We start from the raw sequence: 23046 nt of genomic DNA, 5'->3' as shown, positions 1-23046 counted from the left end.
CTCGCGTGTGATGGGTCGGTCGAAGGACCCCCATCCGGCGTCTCGCCGGCGGGTTCGTCCGGTCATGCGCACTGGCCAGCTCGTCCACCGCCAGTTCGTGGGACCTCCAAATGCATCGACCGGACCAGCCGGCGCGCGCTCCCGGGATCTCCGCCGAGCCGACAGCACGGCCGAGGGGGCGATCGACGTCCATCACGCCACATGTGGCGAGCCTGCGCGTGCGGCGTGAACACGCCTGTTTCCGCGCCCACGTCCTCCGTTTCAGGTCCCGAGAGCTCGTCGAGCGCGGCCGGGAAAGCCTCTTTTCCTGAGGCCCCCCCGAGCTCGTCGTGGTCCTACCCGCCGCCCCCGAGCACCTCGGCGTAGAGCTCCTCGTACGCCCGGATCATCCGGTCCATCCCGAACCGCTCGATCATCCGCGCCCGCCCCCGCCGCCCCATCTCGCCGCGGTCGTCCCGCACCGCCACCGCCTCGAGCGCCGCCGCCAGCGTCTCCGGCTCACCCGGCGGCACGAGCACCCCCGTCTCGCCCTCCTGGACGATCTCCGGATTGCCCCCCACGCGCGTGGCCACGATCGGCAGCCCCGCCGAGGCCGCCTCGATGAGCGTGAGCGAGATCCCCTCGGTCAGCGACGCGAGCACGAACACATCGAAGGCGGGCAGCAGCTCCGCCACGTCCCCCCGCGTCCCCGTGAACGTGACCGCCCCGGCGACCCCGAGCCGCGCCGCCTGCTGCTCGAGCGCCGGCCGGACCGGCCCGTCGCCGATCAGGGTCAGGTGCGCGTCGGACCGCACCTCGCGGAGCCGCGCGAACGCCGCGAGCAGCGTCGCGTGGTCCTTCTCCGGCGAGAGCCGCGCGACGCACCCCACATGGTACCCCCCGGCCGGGACGCCCAGCTGCGCCCGCGCCGCGCCCGCGTCGCCCGGCCGGAACACGTCCGTGTCCACGCCGTTCAGGATCGTCACGACCTTCGCCGGATCGACCCGCTCCACCTCGAGCGCGACCGCGCGCGCGTCGTCGCTCACCGCCACGACCCGGTCCGTGAGCGCCGTCGCCAGCCGGTTGACCAGCACCTTCCGCCTCTGCTTCGGGTAGTTGCGCCCGTGCTTCGTGTGGATGACGCGCGGCCCGCCCTCGCCGCCCGGCAGGCCCGCCGCCCGCGCCAGGCGCGCCGCCAGCGCGCCGTAGAGGTGCGGCCCCGGGTTGTGCGTGTGCACGAGCCGGATCCCCTCGCGCCGCAGCCACGCCGAGAGCCGCACGGGCAGCCCCGGATCGAGGCCCGGCTTGCGCGGGATCACGACGAGCGGCACGTCGAGCCGCGCGAGCTCCTCGGCCAGCGCGCCGGGCTCCTGCAGCGCGCACACGATCGGCGCGAACCGGTCGCGCGCCGTCCGCTCCAGCAGCCGGAGCACCACCCGCTCGAGCCCGCCCACGTTCAGCGACAGCACGACGTGCGCGACCCTCGCCGGCCGGACTGGCGCGGCGCGCTGCCCTGCCCCCGGCGTCGGCAGGGCCTCGGGGGCTCCCGTCACGCCGCGACCTCGCGGCCGAACTCGATGGGCACCTCGGACACCGTGAAGCGGAACTTGCCCCCCGACGTCACCGGGATCTCGTCGACGAGCTGGACCCGGATGTCCGCCCGCTCGCCGAGGAACCGGCGGAGATCGCGCTCGATCGCCAGCGACGTCTCCGGCTGGTAGCCCGGGCCGGGGATGATCCGGATCGTGATCGCCCGCGTCTTGTCCTGGTGGACCTGGTAGCGCTCCACCGTCGGGTTGTCCTTGAAGAAGTACGGGAAGAACACGGACGAGAGGAGCTGGCCGTCCGGCCCGACGATCATGTCGAGCACCCGCCCCTCGACCGAGGCGAGCAGCGGCAGCCCGCGGCCGCACGAGCACGACTTGTCGGCCGCGACGACCACGTCCTCGTTCTTGTAGCGGATGAGCGGCATCGACCGGCAGATGAGGTCGGTCAGGATCACCTCGCCCGGCTCGCCCGGCTTCGCGTGCCGGCTGCCGCACTGCACCTCGACGAAGATGTTCTCGATGTTGAGGTGCTTGCCCTCGCGGCGCTCGCACTCCGCGCCGATCAGCATCATCTCCCGGCAGCCGTAGCGATCGTAGACAGGCGCCTGGAACGCCTTCTCGATCGTCTCGCGCTGGTGCGGGAAGAGCCGCTCCGCCGTGGCGATGATCCCCTTCGGCGTCGGCAGCCGGTGCCCCGTCTCGAGCGCGTAGCGGGCGGTGTAGTAGAGCGGGCTCGTGTACCCGACGACGAGGTTCGGCTCGTAGCGGCGGATGTCGTCGACCACCCCCGCGAGCTGCTCCTCCGACAGGTTCCACGCGCTCACCGTCTTCTTCCGGATCGCGGCCTCGTGGAGCGTGCGCTTCAGCTTCTTCCACCGGGGCTCCTTGGTCGGGATGCCCCAGATGTAGAGCTCCTTCTCGCCGATCCGCCCGCCCGCCCACGCGTCGGCCCGGAGGGCCGCCGCGCTCCTACACTCGTAGGTCGTGTGATCGTAAAAGAACCGCGCCGGCTCGCCGGTCGAGCCGCCCGTTCCGCTACGGAAGAGCTTGCCGTTCCACCCCTCGGCGATGAGCTCGCTGCCGTGCGCGCGGAGATCCGCCTTCGTGAGGACGGGAAAGCGCACGAGATCCTCGGGCGCGTGCACGTCCTTCACCCGCACGCCGTACTCGGCGAAGCGGCGCCGGTAGAAGGGCACGTTCTCCTCCGCGAACTGGAGGGCCGCCAGCATCTTTCGCCAGTTGAGCTCGCGGAGCTCGCGCTCCGGCCGCCACTGGGACCGCTCCATCTCCTCGAGGTACGCCAGCGTCGCCCTCCTTCGGAGTTTCGTCTCGTAGAATGGATAGAGGACATTCCGAAAGAGCGCTGAATACATAATGGGTGCCGATTCTTCCGAACCTTCGTGAGGCCGTCAAGCCGCCCGCAGGCCGCCGCCGCGCGCGTCGACATCCGGTTCCAGTTCCCGTTCCGGTAACCAGGCTGTCGCGCTGTCGTGGTCGAACTCTACATCACGGCGGGACGCCGTGCCGTACGCCCAAAGGCGACACGCCCGCTGCGCGCGGCACGTCATCCAGCGCCGCCGCGCCCGCGAAGCGGCCCGGTCCGGGCGAGTTCCGTCCAGGCGCATCGCGAGGCGCGAGGGTCGCTCGAGACGAATCCGTGCGCTCGGCAGAAAAGAGCGACGAGTTTCCTGGCTTCTCGCCCTCACCGAAGGTCCTCCGGCGGACGCGGCAACGACCCGCCGGGGCACAGCGCGGCACCTCAGCCCAGGGTGGGCTCCGTCTCCTGCTGCCAGAGCGCCGCCAGCGCGAACGTCTTGGCGTTCTCCGGCACGGCCTGGCAGAAGCTCTGCCGCCGCGTCGGATCGTGGATCCACTGGGCTCGCGTCACGAGCCGCTGCATCGCCACGGCGATCGCCTCGCGCGCCGCCTCGTGGTGCCCGGCGGCCCGGAGCGACTCCGCGTACACGAGCCGGATCTGCGCCTCGCCCTCCTCCGTCCCGCCGACCGACACGAGCAGCCCGAGCCCGCGCCGGGCCGTCTCCAGCGCCTCGTGCGCGCGCCCCTGCTCGAGCAGCACCCGCGCGCGCACCGCGAGCGCGAGCGCCTGGAGCGTCGGCACGTGCGCCAGCATCGCCACCGCCGCGCCCGCCTCGTTGTCCGCCGCGCCGAGGTTGCCGAGCCGGGTCAGGATCGCGGCGAGGTACGCCCGCGACCGCGCCTCCTGCCGCCGGTTCGCCTGCGCCGTGAACGCCTCCACCGCCTCGGCCGTCACCGTGCGCGCCGTCGCCAGGTCGCCCTGCTGCGTCCAGAGCAGCCCCAGGTTCTGCTTCGCGAACGCCGCGACGTTGTGCAGCCCCATCCGCTCCGCCTCGGCGAGCGCGTCGCGCAGCTCCGCCTCGGCGCGCTGGTACACCCCGAGCTGCACGAGGCAGTGCGCCGCGTTCACGCGGCTCAGGCACGCGTTCCTCAGATCGCCCGTCTGGAGGTACGCGGGGATGCTCTGCTCCGTGCACTCCAGCGACGCCGCCGGGTCGCCGTAGCAGAGCGCCCGCGACGCGCGGAGCGCGTGGATGCGCGCCGCCACCGCCGCGTCGCGCTCCGCGAGCGGCATCGCCACCCGCGCGAGCTCCTGCACGATGTCCTCCGCCGCGGCGTACTGGCCCCCGTGCAGCAGCGCCCCGGCGATGCGCGCCAGCGCGCTCACCGAGGCGCCGGTCGGCTCCTCCACGTAGCTCGGCGGGCCGCCGCCGCGGCTCGCCGGGCCGCCGCCGTGGGCCGCAGCGCCGCCGTGGGCCGCAGCGCCGCCGTGTGCCGCGGCGCCGCCGTGGCCCGCGGCGCCGCCATGGCCCGCAGGGCCGCCGCGGAGATCCTCGACGAGGTCGGCGAGCCGGTCGCCCATGCCGAGGCGCACGCGCATCGACGCCGCCTCCGCCGCCGCCGCGTACCAGAGCGCGCTCTTCCGCGGGAAGCCGCGCATCGCCAGGACGGCGCACCGCTCGGCCTCGGCCGCCTCGCCGAGCCACTTGTGCGCCTCGGCCTGCACGAGGCGCAGCGCCGCGAAGAGCTCCCCGTCCGCGTCGGCGCTCGCCGCGCCCCGCTCCGCCCGCTGGATCGCGGCGCGGAAGTCGTTCGCCCCGAGCGCCTGCTCCGCCGCGCGCCGGAACCAGACGACCGCCCGCTCGGCGTCGCCGCCGCGCTCGAAGTGCTCGGCCAGCAGCGCCGCGTCGCGCTCGCCGGCCGCCTCGAGCCACTCGCCGGCGAGCAGGTGGCCGAGCGCGCGGTCCTCGTCGGTCAGCGTCGCGTACGCCGCCTCGCGCACGAGCGCGTGCCGGAACGCGTACTCCTCCTCGCCCCGGAACTTCCCCTCCCCCCGCCGCGCGATGAGCTCGCGGTCGACCAGCACCGCGAGCCACCCGTCCACCTGCGGGGCCCGCCGCTCGCCGCCGAGCAGCGCCATCAGCCCGCCGCGCCAGAACTTCTGGCCGAAGACGCTCGCCGCCCGGAGCACCCGCCGCGCCTCGGCGTCGAGCGCCTCCAGCCGCGCCTGCACCATCGACAGCACCGTCTCGGGCAGCGCCTCCGTCCGCCCCGAGGCGGCCGCGCGGATGAGCTCTTCCAGGTAGAACGCGTTGCCCCCGGCGCGCTCGCACAGCCGCGCGCACACGTCGGGCGTCACCGCGTCGCCGAGCACCTCGCGCACGAGCCGCTCGCTGCCGCGCCGCCCGATCTCGCGCAGCCGGATCTCCTGCACGCCGCGCGAGACCCACACCTTCGGGAACACGCTCTCGACCTCGGGCCGGGCCAGCGCGAGCACCATGAGCGGCTGGTCCCTGTGCGCGAGCGCCGCGTCGATGAGCTTCACGGTGGGCACGTCGCCCCACTGGAGGTCCTCGAGCACGAGGAGCACCGGCTCGCCGCGGCACTCGGCGAGCACGAAGTCCTCCCAGGCGCGCCGGATCTGGTCGCCCATGAGCATCGGGTCGCTCCGCGCGGCGCGCAGCTCCACGCGGCCCTCGTCGGAGAAGCGGATGCGCGCCACCTCGCCGAGGAACTCCGTCACGCGCGCGACGTCGGCGTCGCTCAGGTAGCGGCCTACCCGCGCGCGCAGGCGCTGCTCCCGCACCTCCTGCGGCTCGCCGCCGGAGAGCCCGGCCTCGCGGCGCAAGAGCTGGCGCAGCATCCCGAAGGGCGAGCCGGCGCTCATCGGGTCGGCGTGGCCGAGCCAGACCTGCACCCGCTCGTTGCGCTCCTCGACCCGGCGCAGGAACTCGTAGCGAAGCCGGCTCTTGCCGAGCCCCGCCGGCGCCGTGATCAGCACGGCGCGCGCGGTCGGCTCGGAGAGGCACTCGTCGAGCACGGCGTCGAGGATGGCGAGCTCGTGGTCGCGCCCCACGAACGGCGTCGCGCGCCCGAGCAGCGTCCGCGCCGCCTCGACGAGGTCGCGCTCGGCCCGCAGCACGAGCCCCGTCGCGTCGCCGCCGACGTCGAAGCGCGCGTCGAGCAGGCCGGCCATCACCTCGTCGAGCCGGATGACCCCGCCCTCGGCGCGGTCGAGCAGCTTCACGGCGCGGTCGATGGTCGGCCCCACCGGGAGCCTGTCGTCCGCGGCGGCGCGGCCGGCGACGAGCGCCATCTGGACGCCGGGCAGGAGGTCGCGCACCTCGATGGCGCACCGCGCGGCGCGCGCCGCCTGGTCGGTGATGAGGCCGCGCCCCTCGAGCGTGATGAGCAGCAGCCCGTCCGCCAGCGTCTGCAGCGCCCCGCCGAAGCGCGCGGCCACGCGCTTCACCTCGTCCTCCGGGACGACGCGCGCGAGCGGCATCGTCATCGGGAGGGTCATCGGCATGGTCGGCCCTTGCCAGGCCGCCTCCTGCGGGCCCATCCGCGCGAGCATCAGGCAGAGCGTCCGGCGCTCGCCGGTCGTGAGCGCGCTCTGGCGCCGGCTCACGGGCGCCGGCGGGGTGCTCTTGATCTCGCCCACCCGGAGCAGCTCGAGCGCCACGGCGGCGCCGCTCGCCGGCCGGCTCGCCGGGTCCTTCGCGAGCATGCGCGCCACGACGGCGTCGACGGTCTCCGGGACGTCGGCGCGCAGGTCGCGGAGGCGCGGCGCCTCGTCGAGCACCACGCGGAGGAGCGCGGTGTGGATGTCGTCGCCGACGAACGGCGGGCGCCCGGTGAGGCAGTGGAACAGCACGCAGCCGAGCGCGAACACGTCGGCCTGGGGCCCCACGGCGCGCTCGCCGCGCGCCTGCTCGGGGGCCATGTAGAACGGCGTGCCCATGACGACGCCGGTCATCGTGAGGGGCGCGAGCGACGTGAGCCGCGCGATGCCGAAGTCGAGCAGCTTGACCTGCTCGACCGCCTTGTCGACGAGGTACAGGTTGCTCGGCTTGAGGTCGCGGTGGACGATGTTGTTGCGGTGCGCCTCGGCGAGCGCCTCGGCGACGCGCAGCCCGAGCACGACGCTCTCGCTGACGGTGAGCCCGCGCCGTCGCAGCCGGTCGGCGAGGCTCTCGCCCTCGAGCCACTCCAGGGCGAGCCACGGCTCGCCGCTCTCGGTCGCCCCCTGCGCGATGTACCGGACGATGCCCGGGTGCCTGAGCTCGGCGAGCACCTGCGCCTCGCGGGCGAAGCGCTCGCCGTGCTCGAGGCCGCGGCCGGACATGACCTTGAGCGCGGCCGTCTCGCCGGTGTGCCGGTCGAGCGCGCGGTAGACGGAGCCCATCCCGCCCGACCCGGCGAGGCGCTCGATCAGGAAGCGGTCGGCGACGATGTCCCCGGGTTTCATCGGGACGGCGAGTATCACACGGAGCGCGGACGGAGAGGCCAGATCCCGGCGCCCGCCGCGCGCACGGGGGCCGACCGCGCCGGCCGCGCCCGGCGCCCTGGAGGATCTGCGCAGCGAGCGGCGGAGGGGCGCGCCAGCGCGGCGACGCCCGGGACGAGGCGGCATGTGTCCCGGTGTAGGCAGGGCAACGAGCCAGGTGATAGGATGCGCCCCCATGTCTGCGCTTGTTTTGCCCACCGTCGAGAACCTGGTGCCGTACGAGGGCGGGAAACCGCTCGATGAGCTCGCGCGCGAGCTCGGCGTGACCGACGCCGTGAAGCTCGCGTCGAACGAGAACCCGCTCGGGCCGAGCCCGCGCGCCGTCGAGGCGGCGCGCCGGGCGCTCGACAGCATGAACCTCTACCCCGACGGGGCCGCGTACCGGCTCCGCGAGCGGCTCGCGGCCGTCCACGGCGTCTCGATGGACGAGATCGTCCTGGGCAACGGCTCGAACGAGCTGCTCGACCTCATGGTCCACACCTTCGCGACGCCCGGATCGCACATGGTGTTCGCGGATCCGGCGTTCATCGTCTACAAGATCTCCGCGCTGGCGTACGGTGTCCCGTACACAGCCGTGCCGCTGCGCGACCTGCGGCACGACCTCGAGGCGATGGCCGCGGCGGTCACGCCGAAGACGCGCCTTCTGTTCGTCGCGAACCCGAACAACCCGACCGGCACGCACGTCGGCCGCGCCGCGGTCGAGCGCCTGCTCCGGGAGGTGCCGCCCGAGGTCATCGTCGTGATGGACGAGGCGTACCTCGAGTACACGGACGCGCCGGACTACCCGGACTCGATGCGCCTCCGCGGCCTGCGCGAGCGGCTCCTCGTCGTGCGCACCTTCTCGAAGATCTACGGGCTCGCGGGCCTCCGCGTCGGCTACGCCGTCGGCCCGGCCCAGCTCATCGACTACATGAACCGGGTGCGCGCGCCGTTCAACGTGAGCGCGATCGGCCAGGCGGCCGCCCTCGCGGCGCTGGATGACGCCGAGCACGTCGAGAAGAGCCGCACGCTGAACCTCCGCGAGCGCGATCGGCTCACGCGCGCGCTCACCGCGCTCGGGCTGTCGGTGGCCCCGAGCCAGGCGAACTTCGTGCTGGTGGACGTGAAGCGGCCGGCGCGCGCCGTCTACGACGCCCTGCTCCGCAAGGGCGTCATCGTGCGGCCGTTCGGCAACCTGCCGACGAGCCTGCGCGTGACCGTCGGCACCGAGCGCGGGAACCAGCGCTTCCTCGAGAGCCTGTCGGCCGTGCTGAAGTGACGCGGCGGCCGCCCTGGTTCCGCGCGTCAGGGATCCCTGACGGGGTTTCTGACGCGCAGGGCTAAGGGCGCCTCGCCTCCGGCCCCGCGGTGCGCGCCGCCGCGCGCATCATGCCGCCGAGGCTCAGCGGCACGAGCGCGATGAGCCCGTACCCCTCCGCGGGCCCGGCGTGCGCCGAGACGAAGCACCGGACCGCGGGGTTCTCGTAGAGGTGGAGGAAGTCGCAGCTCCCCTGGGGCTCGCTCCCCCGCCGCGCGACCTCGAACGCGAGAAGGCCGCCGTGCTCGCTCGGATCGAGGCCGAACGAGGAGGCGAGCCGGGACATCCGCTCGTCCGCGCCCGCGAGCCGGCTCTCGGCCGGGCTCGTGTCGGTGATGTCGACGAAGCGCGAGAGCAGGGCGTAGCTCGACGGGTGCGCGAGCGAGCACAGGAAGAACACGGGTCGGCCGGGGCGAGAGAGCATGTAGCGGAGGAGGCGCTCCAGGGCGGCGCGCAGGACGGCATCGCTGCTCGCCGGGCGCTCGCCGAGCGCCCCGGACTCGCTGCGCACGATCGCGATCGTCGCGCCGGCGACCTCCCGCTCGACGATCTGCATCGCGAAGTAGCCGACGAGCCGGCCGCCGGGGCTCCGCTGGAGCACGAGGGCGCCGTGCTCCGCGGCGGCGTGGACGACGTGGGCGGCGAAGCTCCTCTCCCGCCGCGATCGCTCGAAGATCGCGCGGCGCAGCGCGCAGAGATCGTCGTCGAGGAGCTGCCGCTCCTCCGGGGTCATCTCGCGTGGAACACGGACCTCGACCGAGGTCTGCTCGTTCATGGACTCCTCCATGCCTGCCGCTCTTGCCGGCACCCCGGCCGCGGGACGGCGGTCCGCCGGGCCTTACCGGCGTTGCCGGCGTCGCCGGCGCTGCTTGGTCAGCAATGGAGGTGCCAGCGGTGCGACAGGCGACGACCCGCAGCGGGGCGCCGCCATCCCGCGGGCGCGCCGCGGCGCGCGCCGGCGGCGAGGCTGCAGTGGGGACAGGGTGAGGCGGGGTGAGGCCCGCAGGCATCAGACCGGCAGGCCTCAGCGGATCCCGGGGAGCGGCGGCGCGCGGCGCCCAGGGCCTCACGCCCCGAGGCGCGGCGACGGCGCGAAGCGGATCGGAAGGCGGGTCGGCCCGTGGACGTGGATGGCCCGGCGCGGCTCCCACGGCGCGTCGCTCGCGCGCGAGAGGCCCGTGAGCCGCGCGAGGAGGTCCGACAGCGCGACCCTTGCCTCGAGGCGCGCGAGCGGCGCCCCGATGCAGAAGTGGATGCCGTGCCCGAAGGCGATGTGCGGGTTCGGGTCGCGCGCGATGTCGAAGCGCTCAGGCTCGCTGAACTGCCCGGGATCCCGGTTCGCGGAGCCGATCATCGCCAGCACCGGCTTGCCGGCCGGGATCACCTGGCCGTGCATCGGGACGTCGCGCCGGGTCACGCGGAACATCGCCTGGACCGGCGCGCGGTAGCGCAGGACCTCCTCGATCGCCGAGGGCAGGAGGTGGGGCTCGGCCCGGAGGCGGCCGAGCTCGGTCGGGTGCTCGAGGAAGCACAGGATCGCGTTGCTGATCAGGTTCGTCGTCGTCTCGTGGCCGGCGACGAGGAGGAGCTGGAAGAATCCGAGGATCTCGTCCTCGTTCAGCCGCTCTCCGTCCACCTCGGCCCCGACGAGCCGGGTCAGGAGATCGTCCCGCGGCGACGCCCGCCGCGCGGCGATCAGGCCTCGCAGGGTCGCCTGCATCTCGGCGGTCACCTCGGTGAACGCGGCGATCGCCCGGGCCGCCTCCTCGCTGCCCGAGACCGTGTAGCTGAGGTCCAGGATCACGTCGCTCCAGCGCTTGAACCGCGGCTGGTCCTCGACCGGGGCGCCGAGCATCTCGGCGATCACGAGCAGGGGCAGCGGGACGGCGTAGTCCTCGACGAGGTCCATCTCGCCACGCTCGATCGTCCGGTCGAGGAGCTCCCGCGACAGCGCGCGGATGCGCGGCTCGAGCTCCGCGACGGCCCGCGGGGTGAAGGCGCGCGAGATGAGGGCGCGCAGCTTCGTGTGCCGCGGCGGATCCGAGAAGATGAGCCACTCGGAGGTCCGGTTGCCCGGCGGCGACACCACGGAGCTGAACGCCTCGTGATCGTGAAGGGCCCGCCTCACCCCGTCGTGATCGAAGATCATCCAAAGGTCGGAGGGTGGATAATGGAGCACCGGAGAGCTGCTCCGGATCTGGTCGTACAGCGGGTACGGGTTTCGGCGCATGTCCTCGGAGAACAGGTTCATCGCTTGCGACCTCCGTCGCGGGCCAGGGTAGGATTCCGGCTCGGTGGGCCGCTTGAACGAATCCCGGATCGGCGCCGTGATCGCGGAGGCGTTCGCGGTGCGCGCCTCGACCGCGATGAGGTCGACGCTCCACGCCGAGCACGGCGCGGCGATCCTGGTCGGGCTCGACAGCGAGGTCACCGTGTCCTTGCCCGGGCCTGGCGGCGCGGTGGTGCGCGGGCGCATGGTCGCGGTGCCCCCCGACGTGTGGCACGCCGCCTCCTGCCCCGGCCCCACGCTCGGGCTGCTGTACGACCCCGAGGAGATGCCGCACGTCGCCGGCTACACGCGCCTCCGCGGCGGACCTTGCCCGCTCGACGGCGCCCTCGCCTCGCGCTTCGAGGGCGCGGCGGCGGCGCACGGCGCGTCCCTGTCGCGGCCCGAGGTCCTCGACGGCCTCGCGCGCGAGCTCGCGGGCTGGCTCGCGAGGGCGTCGCCGCGCCGCGCCCCGGACGCGCGCGTGGCCCGCGTCCTCGAGGCGCTGCGCGACCCGGCCGCGGCCCGGCGCCTCGCGACCGCGCGCGCCGGGATCTCCGAGGCGCACCTGCAGGCGCTGTTCGTGCGCGACGTGGGGTTGCCGATCCGCACCTACAAGCTCTGGCGCCGGCTCCTTGTCGCGCTCGTCGCGTTCTCGCGCCTCGACGCCACCGGCGCCGCCCACGCCGCCGGGTTCGCCGACCTGGCGCACTTCTCTCGGACCTGCCGCCGCATGCTCGGTTACTCTCCGACCGAGCTGCGCGGCGGGCTTCTCGTGGCATAGAGTCTTCCGGCGCCGCCGCTGCGCCCGAGCGGCCGACGCCGGCGGCCGCTCTGTCTCGCGAGGAAGAAGGCATCATGACGATGGACATCGCCGCGCTGCGCCGCGACACCCCGGCCTGCGCCGACGTCGTGCACTTCAACAACGCGGGGGCCTCGTTGCCCCCGACCGTCGTTGTCGACACGGTGGTCGATCACCTGCGCCGCGAGGCGGCCATCGGCGGCTACGAGGCGGAGGCGGAGGCGGGCGCGCGGCTCGAGGCGGTCTACGGCTCGATCGCGCGGCTCATCGGCGCGGGGCCTGACGAGATCGCCCTCGTCGAGAGCGCCACGCGCGCCTGGGACATGGCCTTCTACGCCCTGCGCTTCGGCCCGGGGGATCGCATCCTGACCGCGCGGGCCGAGTACGCCTCGAACTACATCGCGTTCCTGCAGGTGGCGCGACGCACCGGCGCCGAGATCGTCCCCATCCCGAGCGACGAGAGCGGCGCAGTCTCGCTGCCCGAGCTCGATCGCCTGCTCGACGAGCGGGCCAAGCTGATCGCGATCACGCACATCCCCACGAGCGGCGGGCTGATCAACCCAGCAGAGGAGATCGGCCGTCGGGCCAGGTCCGCGGGCGTGCCGTTCCTGCTCGATGCGTGCCAGTCGGTGGGGCAGTTGCCGATCGACGTCGAGGCGATCGGCTGCGACATGCTGTCGGCGACGGGGCGCAAGTACCTGCGCGGGCCGCGCGGCACCGGCTTCCTCTATGTCCGGCGCGCGTTGCTCGGTCGGCTCGAGCCGCCGTTCCTCGATCTCCACGCCGCCCGCTGGACGGCGCCGGACCGGTACGAGCTGCGGCCCGACGCCCGGCGCTTCGAGAGCTGGGAGAGCCACGTCGCCGGCCGGCTCGGCCTCGGCGCGGCCGTGGACTACGCGCTCCGGCTGGGCCTGCCGGCGATCCGCGACAGGGTCTGCGCCCTGGCCGAGCGGCTGCGCGCGCGGCTCGCCGAGCTCCCGGGCGTCGCGGTGCGCGACCTCGGCGAGCAGCGCTGCGGCATCGTGACCTTCACGAAGGCGGGCGAGGACGCCGCGGCCATCAAGGCGCGGCTCGGCGCGCGGGCGATCCACGTCAGCGTCTCGACCGCGGCGGGGACGCTCCTCGACTTCGAGGCTCGCGGGATTCCCGATCTCGTGCGCGCGTCGGTGCACTACTACAATGACGAATCCGAGATCGACCGCTTCGTCGCCGCGCTCGCGGCGGCCTGAGGGCGAGGACCGGCGCTGCGTCCGCTTCGTGCTCGCCGTTCTGGGCGAGGGTGGACCGAGCTATCATCGGACGATGCAAAGATCCTTGAACGTGCTTGGTAAAACGGTGTTCCTTGGTGCGATGGGCCTGCTCGCCGCGTGCGGCCCTGTCGATGTGAACGACGGGCCTGGCGGCTCGGACGACGCGGGCAGCCCGGACGCCTTGCAGGCGTGCCTGGATTACTGTCACGAGCTGGAGGCGAGCAACTGCGCTCCCGGGGCGGGTTGCGCCGACGGCTTCTGCGAAGAGCAGATCCAGCGCGCTGGCCCCGCGTGTGAGGACGAGTTTGGCGCGGCCTTCGCGTGCTACACACCCTTCGCGGGGGCCCAGTGTGGCTTCGAGCCGCCCTACTCGTGCGTGGACGAGATCCGGGCGCTGGAAGCGTGCACCGATCTCTACAGCCCCTGATCATCCCGGCGAGGGCGACGAGCTCCTCGTTCTGAGCTTGCCGCCTTCAGGCGCTCTCTTCCCGAGACTCTCGAGATCACCGGGCGCTGCTCACACGGCTGTCTCGACCCGCAGGGGCGCCGGCAAGGCCTCGTTCAGCCGCGCGAGGTCGCGCACCATCTCGAGGCGGCGCGGCTCGCGGTCCTCGTGCGACGGGAACGGGACCGCGGTGAACGCCGCGAGCGCCGCCTCGGCCACGCGCGCCGCGCCCTCCGGGCCGAGGAGGGCGGGCTCGAGCGCCTCGCGCGCCGCGCCGATGTACGTGTCGAACAGGCGCACCCCGCCGACCGCGAGCTCCCGCCGCGCGACCTCGGGCGTCGCGACGACGTCGTGGATGAAGACGGCTTTGACCGCCTCCGGCGCGAGCTCGAGCATGCGCTGGCCAAAGTGGATGTCGCCCTGCCCGCTGTCACCCACGAAGACGAAGCCGTACTCGGGGTACAGCCGCCGGTACTCGAGGAAGTTCTCGAGCTTCTTCTCCGCGATGGTGCGGTTGCCGATGAGGCGCGTGAACGAGCCCGCGAGGACGGTCGCGGTGAGCTGGCCGCGCGCGGCGAGCGCCTCGAGGGTCGCGCTCTCGACGAGGCCGAGGCGGTCGCCGGGGCGGGCGGTGACGAACGTCACGTCGCCTGGACGGCCGGGCTCCGGGCCCGGCCCGCGGTCGAGCTCCGCGTAGAACTGCAGGACGCCGGGATAGACGGTCTTCTCCGGGTACCGGGCGTCCTTCCAGTTCGCATAGAAGGTGTCGTCGATGTCGGAGAGGATCTTCACCTCGCCCGTCGAGACCATCGCCGCCTCGCGCGCGATGTGCTCGAGGAGCTCCTCGCGCAGGGCGTCGTCGTCGATGTCGTGATAGAAGAGCTGGTGAAGGTCGTGGTAGCCGCCCCGGCCGTCGAGCGCGTTCTTGAGCCGCGTGAGGTCGGCGCCGCGCGTACCGAGCCAGATACGGCGCAGCGCCTGCTCCTCGACGCGCCCCGTACGGCCGCGCTGCAGCGCCGCGGCGAGCGCAGCGCGCGCCGGGATACCCAGGTCGCCGAGGCGATCTCCGGTCAGCAGATCGAGCAGCGCCGTGCGGTTGTCGGGGCCGAAGAGGCGATCGTCGACGTCGCCGAGCAGCGCGCGCAGATCGATCTGGAGGAGCATCTCGTCGAGCTCGACGGCGGCCGCCCCCGCGAGGATCTCGAGGATCCGCCGCTCGTCGTGCCGGTCGGTGTGGGCGGCCATGCGCTGCCGGATCTCGTCGAGCTTCGGCAGCACCGACGGGATGGGCGCGTCGGGGGTCGTGTCGATCGTCATGGCGTCCCCGCAACATAACGGATCGGCTGGCGCCCTGTCCGGCTGTCCTCCGCGGTGCGAGCGGCGATGGCGGAGCGGCGGGCGGCCGTGACGGCGCGGCGAGCGGTAGCGACAGCGCGACAGGCGGCGGTGGCAGCCCGGCCGGGGCTCACCCGGCGCGCCACCCCCGGCCGCCGAGCGCCTCGACGAGGGCCGCGAGGACGCCGTCGACCCGCGGCGCCGCGCTGCGCAGCGCGCGCAGGAAGCTCACCAGATCGGGCGCGAGCAAGTGAACTGGAGAGGTATAGTCGCCGGCGGTCATGTAGATCTCCGCGGTCCCCACGCGAACTGCTAGATAGAGGGCCACGGTGAGCTCGACCTCGACGCCGTGATCGCACTCCGTGTGCACGATGTGCCCCGGCAACGGGACGAGCGTGAGGAGATCCATCGCTCCCATCCTGCTCGACGAGCTCGATTTGCGGAGGACGGTCACCTTCTCTAGCGGCGACACGAGGACGACCGCCGCCGGCGGGAGCACCGCGGGCCACGGCACCCGGGCGGGTGAAGAGCCCAGGTCGAGGAGGGCCAGCCCGTCGACGGAGGCATAGAGCGCCTCGATCTGCGGGTGAAGCGCCCCGCGCCGCGCCTCGAACGCGGCCACCTCGCGCGCTCGGTCCGGAGAGGGGGTCTTCACCGCGACGGACCAGCCGGCGCGCGGCGCGGAGGAGGCGAAGCTTCCCCGCACGAGGGCGCTGCGGAGCGCGTCGTCGATGCGGTCGTCCGCGGGCGGCGTGCCCCGCTCGCCCGCGCCGGGCGCCGCGCGCGGCGGGCCGAGGCAAGCGTCGATGAGCCGCGCGAGCGCCTCGTCGACGGCCGCGTCGGCGCGGAGCGGAGCGCGGTCGAGGAACGGCGCGTAGCGGAGATCGGCGGCGATGCGGGCGACCTCCTGGCGGCCGCGCGCGCCGTGGCGCCGCTCGAAGTGCGCGCGCCAGGCCAGCGCCGCCTCCGCGAGCGCCGGGAGCGCCGCGCGCACGAGCGCGTTGACGTGCTCGCCGGCGAGGACCATCCCGAACACCATCCCTCCGCCGCGCTCCACCGCGATCAGGCCCTGCAACACCGAGGTGAAGCGCGCCTGCGCTTCGGTGAACGAGACGGCGTCGTCCGGCTGGTGGCGCGCGAGGGTCTCGGCGAACCACGCAAGCAGGCGTCCCGCACCGTCCATCGTGCCTGCATTCTACTCCTGGCACGGCACCGGCCCAGACCGATACGAGCTCTTCTGTACAGAGGCGCTCGAGCCGCCCCCCCACCTTTCACCCCTCCACGCGCGGGCTAGGTGCTCGCCACACCTTCCGTCAGCGAGGGCACCGGCGTACGCTCCCGGGCGATGGTCTCTCCCACTGCGATCGTGTTCGACCTCGACGGCACGCTGATCGACAGCCGAGGCGACATCGTGGCGGCGGTGAACCACGCGCTGGAGGCGACGGGGCGCGCGCCGCTGCCCGGCCAGGTGATCGTCCGGTACGTGGGCGACGGCGCGCGCGCGCTGTGTGCGCGCGCCGCCGGGCTCCCCGAGGCGTCGCCCGAATCGTCGCCCAAGTCGTCAGAGGACGTCGAGGAGCTCCTCCGCCACTTCCTCGCGTACTACGAGCGGCACCCGCTCGATTTCACCCGGTGGATGCCGGGCGCGCAGGAGATGATCGAGCGGCTCTGGGACCTCGGCGACCTCTCGCTGTGCGTCTGCACGAACAAGCCGCGCTCGACGACCGACGCGGTGCTCGCCGCGCTCGGCGTCCGCGGGCGCTTCCAGGCCGTCGTGGCGGGCGGCGACATCCCCGAGAAGAAGCCTTCGCCGGCGCCGCTGCTCCACCTCGCCGAGCGCCTCGGCGTCCCGCCGCGCCGGATGGTGATGGTCGGCGACGGCCCCCAGGACATCGAGTGCGCGCGCCGCGCCGGCGTGCGGTCGATCGCCGTCCTCGGCGGCTTCGGCGCGCACCAGGAGCTCCTCGACGCGCGGCCCGACGTGCTCCTCCAGAGCATGGGCGACCTCTGGGACGTCCTCCGCCGCTGGCGCGACGCGACCGTCCGGATCTCCGCCGGCCGCTAGGCCGCCACGCCCTCCGCGATCTCGCGCCCGAACGCCGTCGCGTTGAGGATCGCCCGCAGGCGCACGCGCGCCCGGTGCAGCCGCGAGCGCACGGCGCTCTCGCTCACGGCGAGCTTCTGCGCGATCTCCTGCAGGCCGAGGTCCTCGTGGTAGTGCGCCAGCACCACGTCGCGGTAGTCCTCCGGCAGCTCGCACAGCGCCTCGCGGACGTACGCCTCCCGCTCCGCCGCCGACGCGGCGTCGTCCTCGCCGATCGTGCTGCGCATCGTGGGGAGCAGGCCGAGCTCCTCGAAGTCGAGCCCCTCGACGATGCGGGCGCGCTGCCGGCGCTGCGACCGCATCAGCATGAGCGCCTCGTTCGCCGTCACCCGGAACAGCCACGTCGTGAAGCTCGAGTCGCCCCGGAACGAGCGGATCGTCCGGACCACCTGCAGCAGCGTCGACTGCACGAGGTCGAGCCGATCCTCGTCGGACACCGGGTAGCGCGCGAGCTGCCGCTCCACGTGCGGGCGGATGAGCCGCGTCAGCTCGTCGAGCGACTCCCTGTCGCCCTCCTTGGCCCTGCAGATCACCTCGGCGAGCGGGCCCACGCTCGCGGCGCCACGGCGAGCTGACGCAGGGCGCGACCCGACCGCGGCGGGCGGGGTGAGACCGCACGGCGCCAGAGGAGTCTCGGGCCTCGTGCTGGCGCTCGGAACATCGGTCGGAACGGCGGTCAGAGCCATGAGCCATCTCTCCGTCGAGGGCGCCGCGTGCGCTTCCGGCCCACGGGCCCGGTGGTGCGCTCCGATCAGCAAACGCCTTGCCACGGCAAGCTCAACGGACGTGCGCGCCGCGTGCGCACCGCGTGCTCAGCCGGTATAAGCGGGGCCAACATGTCCAGCGACGCTCCGCGATGGGACCCCTCCCGAGGGGGAGACCGCCATGTTCCGATGCCCGAGGTGGACCGCCCAGCGCCGGCCGCCGCGGCGCCGCCGCGCGCGCTCGCGCACCCGCTGCCCGCCGGCATGCGCGACCTCCTCCCCGAGGAGGCGCGGCGCCGCCGCGCGCTCGCCAAGCGCGTGCTCGACCACTTCGTCCTGTACGGCTACGAGCCTGTCGCGCTGCCGGCCTTCGAGTTCGCCGAGGTGCTCGAGCGCGGGCTCGGCACCCTCGACGCCGCCGACGTGCTGCGCTTCATCGAGCCCGAGTCCGGCGAGGTGGCGGCCCTCCGCCCCGACATGACCCCGCAGATCGCGCGGCTCGTGGCCACGCGGCTCGCCGACGCGCCCCGCCCGATCCGCCTCTGCTACGAGGGCACCGTCCTCCGCCGCCGCCAGGGCCGCGCGCGCCGCCACCGGCAGATCCCGCAGGCCGGCGTCGAGCTGTACGGCGTCGGCACGCTCGGCGGCGAGCTCGAGATCCTCCGCCTCGCCGCCTCCGCGGTGCGCGAGGCCGGCCTCGACCGGTTCGTCGTGGACCTCGGCCACGCGATGATCGCGCGCTCGCTGCTCGACGCGGTCCCGGCCGGGCTCGCGGCCGAGCTCTCGGAGGTGCTCGAGCTGAAGGACGCCTCGCGCCTCGCCGCCGTGCTCGCGAGCCCGCGCGCCACCGACGTCCCGCGCCGCATCGTCGAGGCCATCGCCGCGCTCCCGGACCTCGCGGGCGGCGGCGTGGGCGACCCGGACGGGGCCGCGGTCTTCGAGCGGGCGGGCCGCCTGCTCTCCGGCACGCCCGCCGAGGCGCCGCTCGCCGAGCTCCGCGCCCTCTGGGATGCGGCAAGGACGAGCCCCGAGCTCGGCCCGGCGCTCCGCGTCGACCTCGGCGAGCTGCGCGGCCTCGCCTACTACACGGGTGCAATTTTTCACGTGCTCGCCGAGGGCCCCGGGGAGGCGATCGCTGCGGGCGGGCGCTACGACATGCTGCTCTCGCGCTTCGGGCTGCCGATGCCGGCCGTCGGCTTCGGCCTGAACCTCGACGCCCTGGCCTGGGCGCGCGACGCGGCGGGCGCGGCGGACGAGCCGGCGCCGCGGGTGCTCCTTTCGGTGCCGCCCGAGCGGGCCGAGCGGCTCGCGGCGGCGCTGCGGGGGCTCGGCGTCCCGGCCGTGACGCACCCGCCGGACCAGGATCCCGAGGGGTACGCGCTGTCCTGGCGGTTCTCCCACCTGGTGCGCGAGCGGGACGGGGCGATCGTCATCGAGGCGCCGCCCGGCTGCGGGCCGGCCGGGGTGACCGCCGTCTCGGCCACCCTCGAGGACGTCGCGGTCGCCCAGGCGATCGTGCTGAAGACGAGGGCGACCCCCCCGGGCGAGCAGTAGACGCTCGCTCGTCACGCGCGCCTGGGGTAAAGGCGAACGTGAACCCGGAAGAGCCGCTCGATGTGACGGGCGGGCACAGCACGGGCCACGTGACTCGGAGGAGCTTCGGAATGACCGCGATCGTGATCGTCGGCGCGCAGTGGGGCGACGAGGGCAAGGGGAAAGTCGTCGACCTTTACACGGAGAGCGCCGACCTCGTGGTGCGCTACGCCGGCGGACCCAACGCCGGACACACGCTGGTGGTGGGCGGGGAGAAGCTCATCGTACGGCTGATCCCGAGCGGCATCCTCCGCTCGAACGCCCGCTGCGTGATGGCGCAGGGCATGGTGGTCGACCCGGGCGTGCTCGTCTCGGAGATCGACGCGGTCGAGGCGCGGGGCTGCTCGACGCAGGGGCGGCTGTTCGTCTCGGATCGCGCGCACCTGATCCTGCCGTTCCACCCGCTCGTCGACTCGCTGCGCGAGGCGAGCGCGGCGGACGGGGTGCGGCTCGGGACGACGAAGCGCGGCATCGGGCCGTGCTACGAGGACAAGGCGTCGCGGCGCGGGGCGCGGCTCGGCGATCTGCGCGACATGAAGCGGCTCGCGCAGCTCGTGTCCCGCTCGATCGAGGCGTGGACGCCCACGCTGCGCGCGCTCGGCGGCGAGCCGCCGTCGCTCGACGCGATCCTCGACGAGCTCACGCCCCTGGCGAAGCGGATCACGCCGCTGCTCGCCGACACGTCGCAGCTCATCGACGGGGCGCTCCGCCGGGGCGAGCGCGTGCTCCTGGAGGGCGCGCAGGGGACGCTGCTCGACATCGACCACGGCACGTTCCCCTTCGTCACGTCGTCGTCGGCGATCGCGGGCGGCGCGTGCGTGGGGGCCGGGGTCGGCCCGACGCGCATCCGCCGGGTGCTCGGCCTCGCCAAGGCGTACTGCACGCGCGTGGGCGAGGGCCCGTTCCCGACGGAGCTCGGCGGCCCGCTCGGCGAGCGGCTGCGGTCGGTCGGCGGGGAGTACGGCTCGGTGACCGGCCGGCCGCGGCGGACCGGCTGGCTCGACCTGCCGGCGCTTCGCTACGCGGCCCGGGTGAACGGCCTCGACGGCATCGCGCTCACGAAGCTCGACGTGCTGACGGGCATGCCGGAGCTCAAGGTGTGCGTCGCCTACGAGACGCCGTCCGGGCGGACGCGGGAGTTTCCGATCGACGAGCTCGGGGTGGCGAAGCCGGTGCTCGAGCCGGTGACCGCGTGGAGCGAATCGATCGACAGCGCGCGCTCGATGACCGAGCTGCCCGCGGCGGCGCGGCAGTACGTGGAGCTCGTCGAGAAGGAGACCGGCGTGCCGGTGGACGTCGTCTCGGTCGGCGCGGATCGCGACGCGACGATCGTCCGGCGCAACGCCTTCGCGTGACGCGGCGGGCGCTCGCCCGCGATGACCTCGCGGGCCGGGCGCCGTCGCCGGGCTGGAGCGCAGCCCGGCCGGCACGGAGCGACGCGCGGCCGGCACGGAGCGACGCGCGGCCGCGCTCCGGTCGGGAAAGGCGCGGCTACGCTCCGGGCGGGGGGACGCTGGGGGCGCGCCCCAGGGCGACCTTCGCCAGGTTGCCGACGTAGAGCTGGAGGAGCTCGAACCGCGCCTGCACCTTCTCGAACGGGCTCGTACGGCCGAGGTCGTGGACCGACGCAGCCGTCCGGACGACCTCGTGCAGGCCCATCCGCAGCACCCCTCGCCCCCTCACGGACCCCCGCGGATCCGACCCTTCGTGGATCTGGAACTCGAGCGTCGTGTTCTCGTCCCATAGCCCGACCCCGGGGCGCGGGGTGAACACCTTCGCGCCGTGGAGCGTGTAGGGACGGCCGTCGCCCCCCTGGAACGGGAGCGTGTACCGGATCTGCCGCGACCGGCCGTCGCCATGGGGGACGAACAGGTTCCACACGCCGTTCGTGATGTCGGCCGCTCCCTTCGTGAGGCCGCCAACGACGACGGTCCCGGTGACGACGCCGACGTGGGCCGGATCCGCGACGAACTCGGCGATGTCCGGGATCCTGATCTCCAGGTCGCATTCCGCGCCCGAGCGGTGCCCGGTCACGGCCTCCCAGGAGCCGCCAAGGCGCTCGCGCAGCCCGAGGCCCAGCGCCGCCTTCACCGGGGGCGCCGTGCCCTCGGGCGGGATGGAGACCTGCGACAGCGCGTCCACGAACGGCTGGACGTCCTTGCGCTCCGGCGGCGACCAGTCGGGTTGCCCGGTCACGCGACGGACGATGCGCTCGATGTTCCGCTCCGCCACGGCGGCGATCGTGTGCGACGGGTTCACCCCCGTCGCGCTCGGCAGGACGGCCCCATCCATCACGAACAGACCGGGGTAGTTGAAGACCTCGCCGACGTCGCTCGTGACCCCTTCGGCCTCGCTCTTCGCCATGCGGCAGCCCCCGAGGCTGTGCACCGTCACCGGGAGCCGCGCATACCGCCAGAACGGGCTCGGCCCGTACGTGCCGCCGAGCTGGCCGACGAAGTCGTGAATGAAGCGCTCCTCGAGGCTGTACAGCTGGAGGTTATTGCACACGCTCCATTTCACGCACAGCGTCTGGTCCGAGAGCAGATCGAGCTGGCCGTTCGCCATGTCGCGCCCCATGGCGAGGAACACGGCCGACCGCGCCATGCGCGCGGGCACGGCGGGCGTCATGGGCCTGCTGTGCGCTCCGTCCGGCGCGATCGGCAACGATCTCACCGCCTCGCGCCGGTAGGTGTCCTGGATGTCCGGCGTCAGCGGGGGCTCGGCCCGCGTCCCCGCCGGCGCGGCCTCGTCCGTTTCGTTCGTGACGCGCGCGGGCGCCGACGCGGCCGCGCCGTGGTTCCACCCGTTCGTGAACGGCGGCGAGGAGCCCGGGAGCGCCGCCGTCAGCCACACCTGCTTCGGCGTGGCCAGCTTGACCAGCGACCAGAGGTGCTGTGAATAGCCGCCCTCCTCGAGCAGGAACCAGCCGCGGTCGTCGTCCTTCCGGCCATCGTAGAGGACGGCGGAGGTGATGGTGGGTCCCTTGTCGGGCGCCCACTCGTCCGCCACGTCGAACGCGAAGGCGAGGAGATCGCCGTTGCCCGAATAGCCCATCCCGAGCTGGGCGCTCACGCGCGGGAGCCCCCCGGCCGCGCGCGACCGGAGGAGGAGCTCCGTGGAGTTGACCGCCCCCGCGCAGACGAACACGTGATCCGCCTCGATCGATTGCCGCTCGCCGCGCGACCAGTCCACGATGTCGACGCGATAGCCCTCGCCGGGGCCGAGCGACCAGATCAGCTTGACCTCGCACTCGGTCCGCATCACGGCGCCGTGGCGCTCGGCGACGGCGAGGTAGTTGCGATCGAGCGAGTTCTTCGCCTTCGCGTCGCAGCCGATCACGCACTCGCCGCAGTAGGTGCAGCCCGCCTGAGGCACGCCGAACTTGTTGGGCCGAAGGCCGGGCGCGTCGCTGAAGTTGACGGCGATCGCCGGGTAGAAGAACTGGTCCTCGCGGCCCAGCCCCTCGGCCGCGTCGCGCATGCGGAGCGCCTTCAGGGGCACGCCTTGCGGCGACGACGTGATCGGCTTGATGTCGAGCATGTGGGCGACGAGGTCGTAGTAAGGGTCGAGCGCCTCGCGGCTGTACCCCTCCGGCCATCCCTCCGCGAACACCTCGGTCGGCGCGCGCAGGTGCACATTGGCATAGATCAGCGAGCCGCCGCCGTAGCCGGCCGCCTGCACGATCTGGATCTCGGAGACGAGCCGTACATCGAAGAGCCCGCGCGACGGGTCCCAGAGCCATGGATCGAGCACCGTGCGGGGCAAGCCCGAGCGAGCCCCGTCGTAGCGCCGCCCGCGCTCGAGCACCGTGACGTCGAACCCCGCCTGCGCCAGCCGGCAGGCGGCGACCGCGCCGCCGAACCCGCTCCCGATGACGATTGCACGCTTCTTCGCCAT

At 73.8% G+C, this 23046-nt stretch carries 16 protein-coding genes; 7 read left to right on the top strand and 9 right to left on the bottom strand.

The window, feature by feature from the left end:
* Positions 1-335: 335 nt before the first annotated feature.
* From WMF24_RS46905 to WMF24_RS46895, 3 genes are all read right to left on the bottom strand, one after another.
* Positions 336-1532 (bottom strand): glycosyltransferase family 4 protein, encoded by a 1197-nt coding sequence (locus WMF24_RS46905; protein WP_437734001.1) that lies wholly within the window; start codon positions 1530-1532, stop codon positions 336-338.
* The gene (locus WMF24_RS46900) at positions 1529-2812 is read right to left on the bottom strand and encodes a phenylacetate--CoA ligase family protein (RefSeq protein ID WP_437734000.1); all 1284 of its coding nucleotides are present in this window, start codon (positions 2810-2812) and stop codon (positions 1529-1531) included. The genes WMF24_RS46905 and WMF24_RS46900 overlap by 4 nt, the downstream gene beginning before the upstream one ends.
* Before the next feature lie 473 nt (positions 2813-3285).
* The gene (locus WMF24_RS46895; protein ID WP_437733999.1) at positions 3286-7314 is read right to left on the bottom strand and encodes a protein kinase domain-containing protein; all 4029 of its coding nucleotides are present in this window, start codon (positions 7312-7314) and stop codon (positions 3286-3288) included.
* A 214-nt stretch (positions 7315-7528) separates the two neighbouring features.
* Between WMF24_RS46895 and hisC the strand changes: the two genes are divergently transcribed.
* Positions 7529-8611: a histidinol-phosphate transaminase gene (gene hisC / locus WMF24_RS46890; RefSeq protein WP_437733998.1), complete on the top strand. Its 1083-nt coding sequence runs from the start codon at positions 7529-7531 to the stop codon at positions 8609-8611.
* Between the two features lie 61 nt (positions 8612-8672).
* Here the strand turns inward: hisC and WMF24_RS46885 are convergent, their stop codons facing one another.
* Both WMF24_RS46885 and WMF24_RS46880 read right to left on the bottom strand, forming a co-directional pair.
* Positions 8673-9425, bottom strand: a complete 753-nt coding sequence (locus tag WMF24_RS46885) for a hypothetical protein (RefSeq protein ID WP_437733997.1) — start codon at positions 9423-9425, stop codon at positions 8673-8675.
* Between the two features lie 291 nt (positions 9426-9716).
* Positions 9717-10901, bottom strand: a complete 1185-nt coding sequence (locus WMF24_RS46880; protein WP_437733996.1) for a cytochrome P450 — start codon at positions 10899-10901, stop codon at positions 9717-9719.
* Between the two features lie 43 nt (positions 10902-10944).
* On the opposite strand from WMF24_RS46880, the gene WMF24_RS46875 reads away from it, so the two are divergent.
* From WMF24_RS46875 to WMF24_RS46865, 3 genes are all read left to right on the top strand, one after another.
* Positions 10945-11700 (top strand): helix-turn-helix domain-containing protein, encoded by a 756-nt coding sequence (locus WMF24_RS46875; RefSeq protein ID WP_437733995.1) that lies wholly within the window; start codon positions 10945-10947, stop codon positions 11698-11700.
* 74 nt (positions 11701-11774) lie between these two features.
* Positions 11775-12947 carry an aminotransferase class V-fold PLP-dependent enzyme gene (locus WMF24_RS46870; protein WP_437733994.1) on the top strand — a complete coding sequence of 391 codons (1173 nt, stop codon included), beginning with the start codon at positions 11775-11777 and terminating at the stop codon, positions 12945-12947.
* A gap of 73 nt (positions 12948-13020) precedes the next feature.
* Positions 13021-13395, top strand: a complete 375-nt coding sequence (locus WMF24_RS46865; RefSeq protein WP_437733993.1) for a hypothetical protein — start codon at positions 13021-13023, stop codon at positions 13393-13395.
* A 90-nt stretch (positions 13396-13485) separates the two neighbouring features.
* Here WMF24_RS46865 and WMF24_RS46860 read toward each other — a convergent pair whose 3' ends face one another.
* Positions 13486-14730 (bottom strand): phosphatase domain-containing protein, encoded by a 1245-nt coding sequence (locus tag WMF24_RS46860; RefSeq protein ID WP_437733992.1) that lies wholly within the window; start codon positions 14728-14730, stop codon positions 13486-13488.
* Between the two features lie 148 nt (positions 14731-14878).
* On the bottom strand, positions 14879-15931 hold the full coding sequence (locus WMF24_RS46855) for a hypothetical protein (protein ID WP_437733991.1): 1053 nt from the start codon (positions 15929-15931) through the stop codon (positions 14879-14881).
* Positions 15932-16093: 162 nt separating this feature from the next.
* Between WMF24_RS46855 and WMF24_RS46850 the strand changes: the two genes are divergently transcribed.
* Positions 16094-16813 carry an HAD family hydrolase gene (locus tag WMF24_RS46850; RefSeq protein WP_437733990.1) on the top strand — a complete coding sequence of 240 codons (720 nt, stop codon included), beginning with the start codon at positions 16094-16096 and terminating at the stop codon, positions 16811-16813.
* On the opposite strand, the gene WMF24_RS46845 is transcribed toward WMF24_RS46850, so the two are convergent.
* Positions 16810-17403 (bottom strand): RNA polymerase sigma factor, encoded by a 594-nt coding sequence (locus WMF24_RS46845; RefSeq protein WP_436613954.1) that lies wholly within the window; start codon positions 17401-17403, stop codon positions 16810-16812. The genes WMF24_RS46850 and WMF24_RS46845 overlap by 4 nt on opposite strands.
* Before the next feature lie 342 nt (positions 17404-17745).
* On the opposite strand from WMF24_RS46845, the gene WMF24_RS46840 reads away from it, so the two are divergent.
* Both WMF24_RS46840 and WMF24_RS46835 read left to right on the top strand, forming a co-directional pair.
* Entirely contained in the window at positions 17746-19110 is a 1365-nt protein-coding gene (locus tag WMF24_RS46840; protein ID WP_437733989.1) for an ATP phosphoribosyltransferase regulatory subunit, read from the top strand.
* 110 nt (positions 19111-19220) lie between these two features.
* Positions 19221-20504, top strand: coding sequence for an adenylosuccinate synthase (locus WMF24_RS46835; protein ID WP_437733988.1), 1284 nt, complete (start codon positions 19221-19223; stop codon positions 20502-20504).
* 136 nt (positions 20505-20640) lie between these two features.
* On the opposite strand, the gene WMF24_RS46830 is transcribed toward WMF24_RS46835, so the two are convergent.
* Positions 20641-23046: an FAD-dependent oxidoreductase gene (locus WMF24_RS46830; protein WP_437733987.1), complete on the bottom strand. Its 2406-nt coding sequence runs from the start codon at positions 23044-23046 to the stop codon at positions 20641-20643.

Origin of the sequence: Sorangium sp. So ce1335 (genome assembly GCF_051521615.1) — a bacterium.
GTDB lineage: Bacteria > Myxococcota_A > Polyangia > Polyangiales > Polyangiaceae > Sorangium.
The sequence above is the reverse complement of the archived record's forward strand: the minus strand, read 5'-3'. Positions and strand labels throughout refer to the sequence as shown.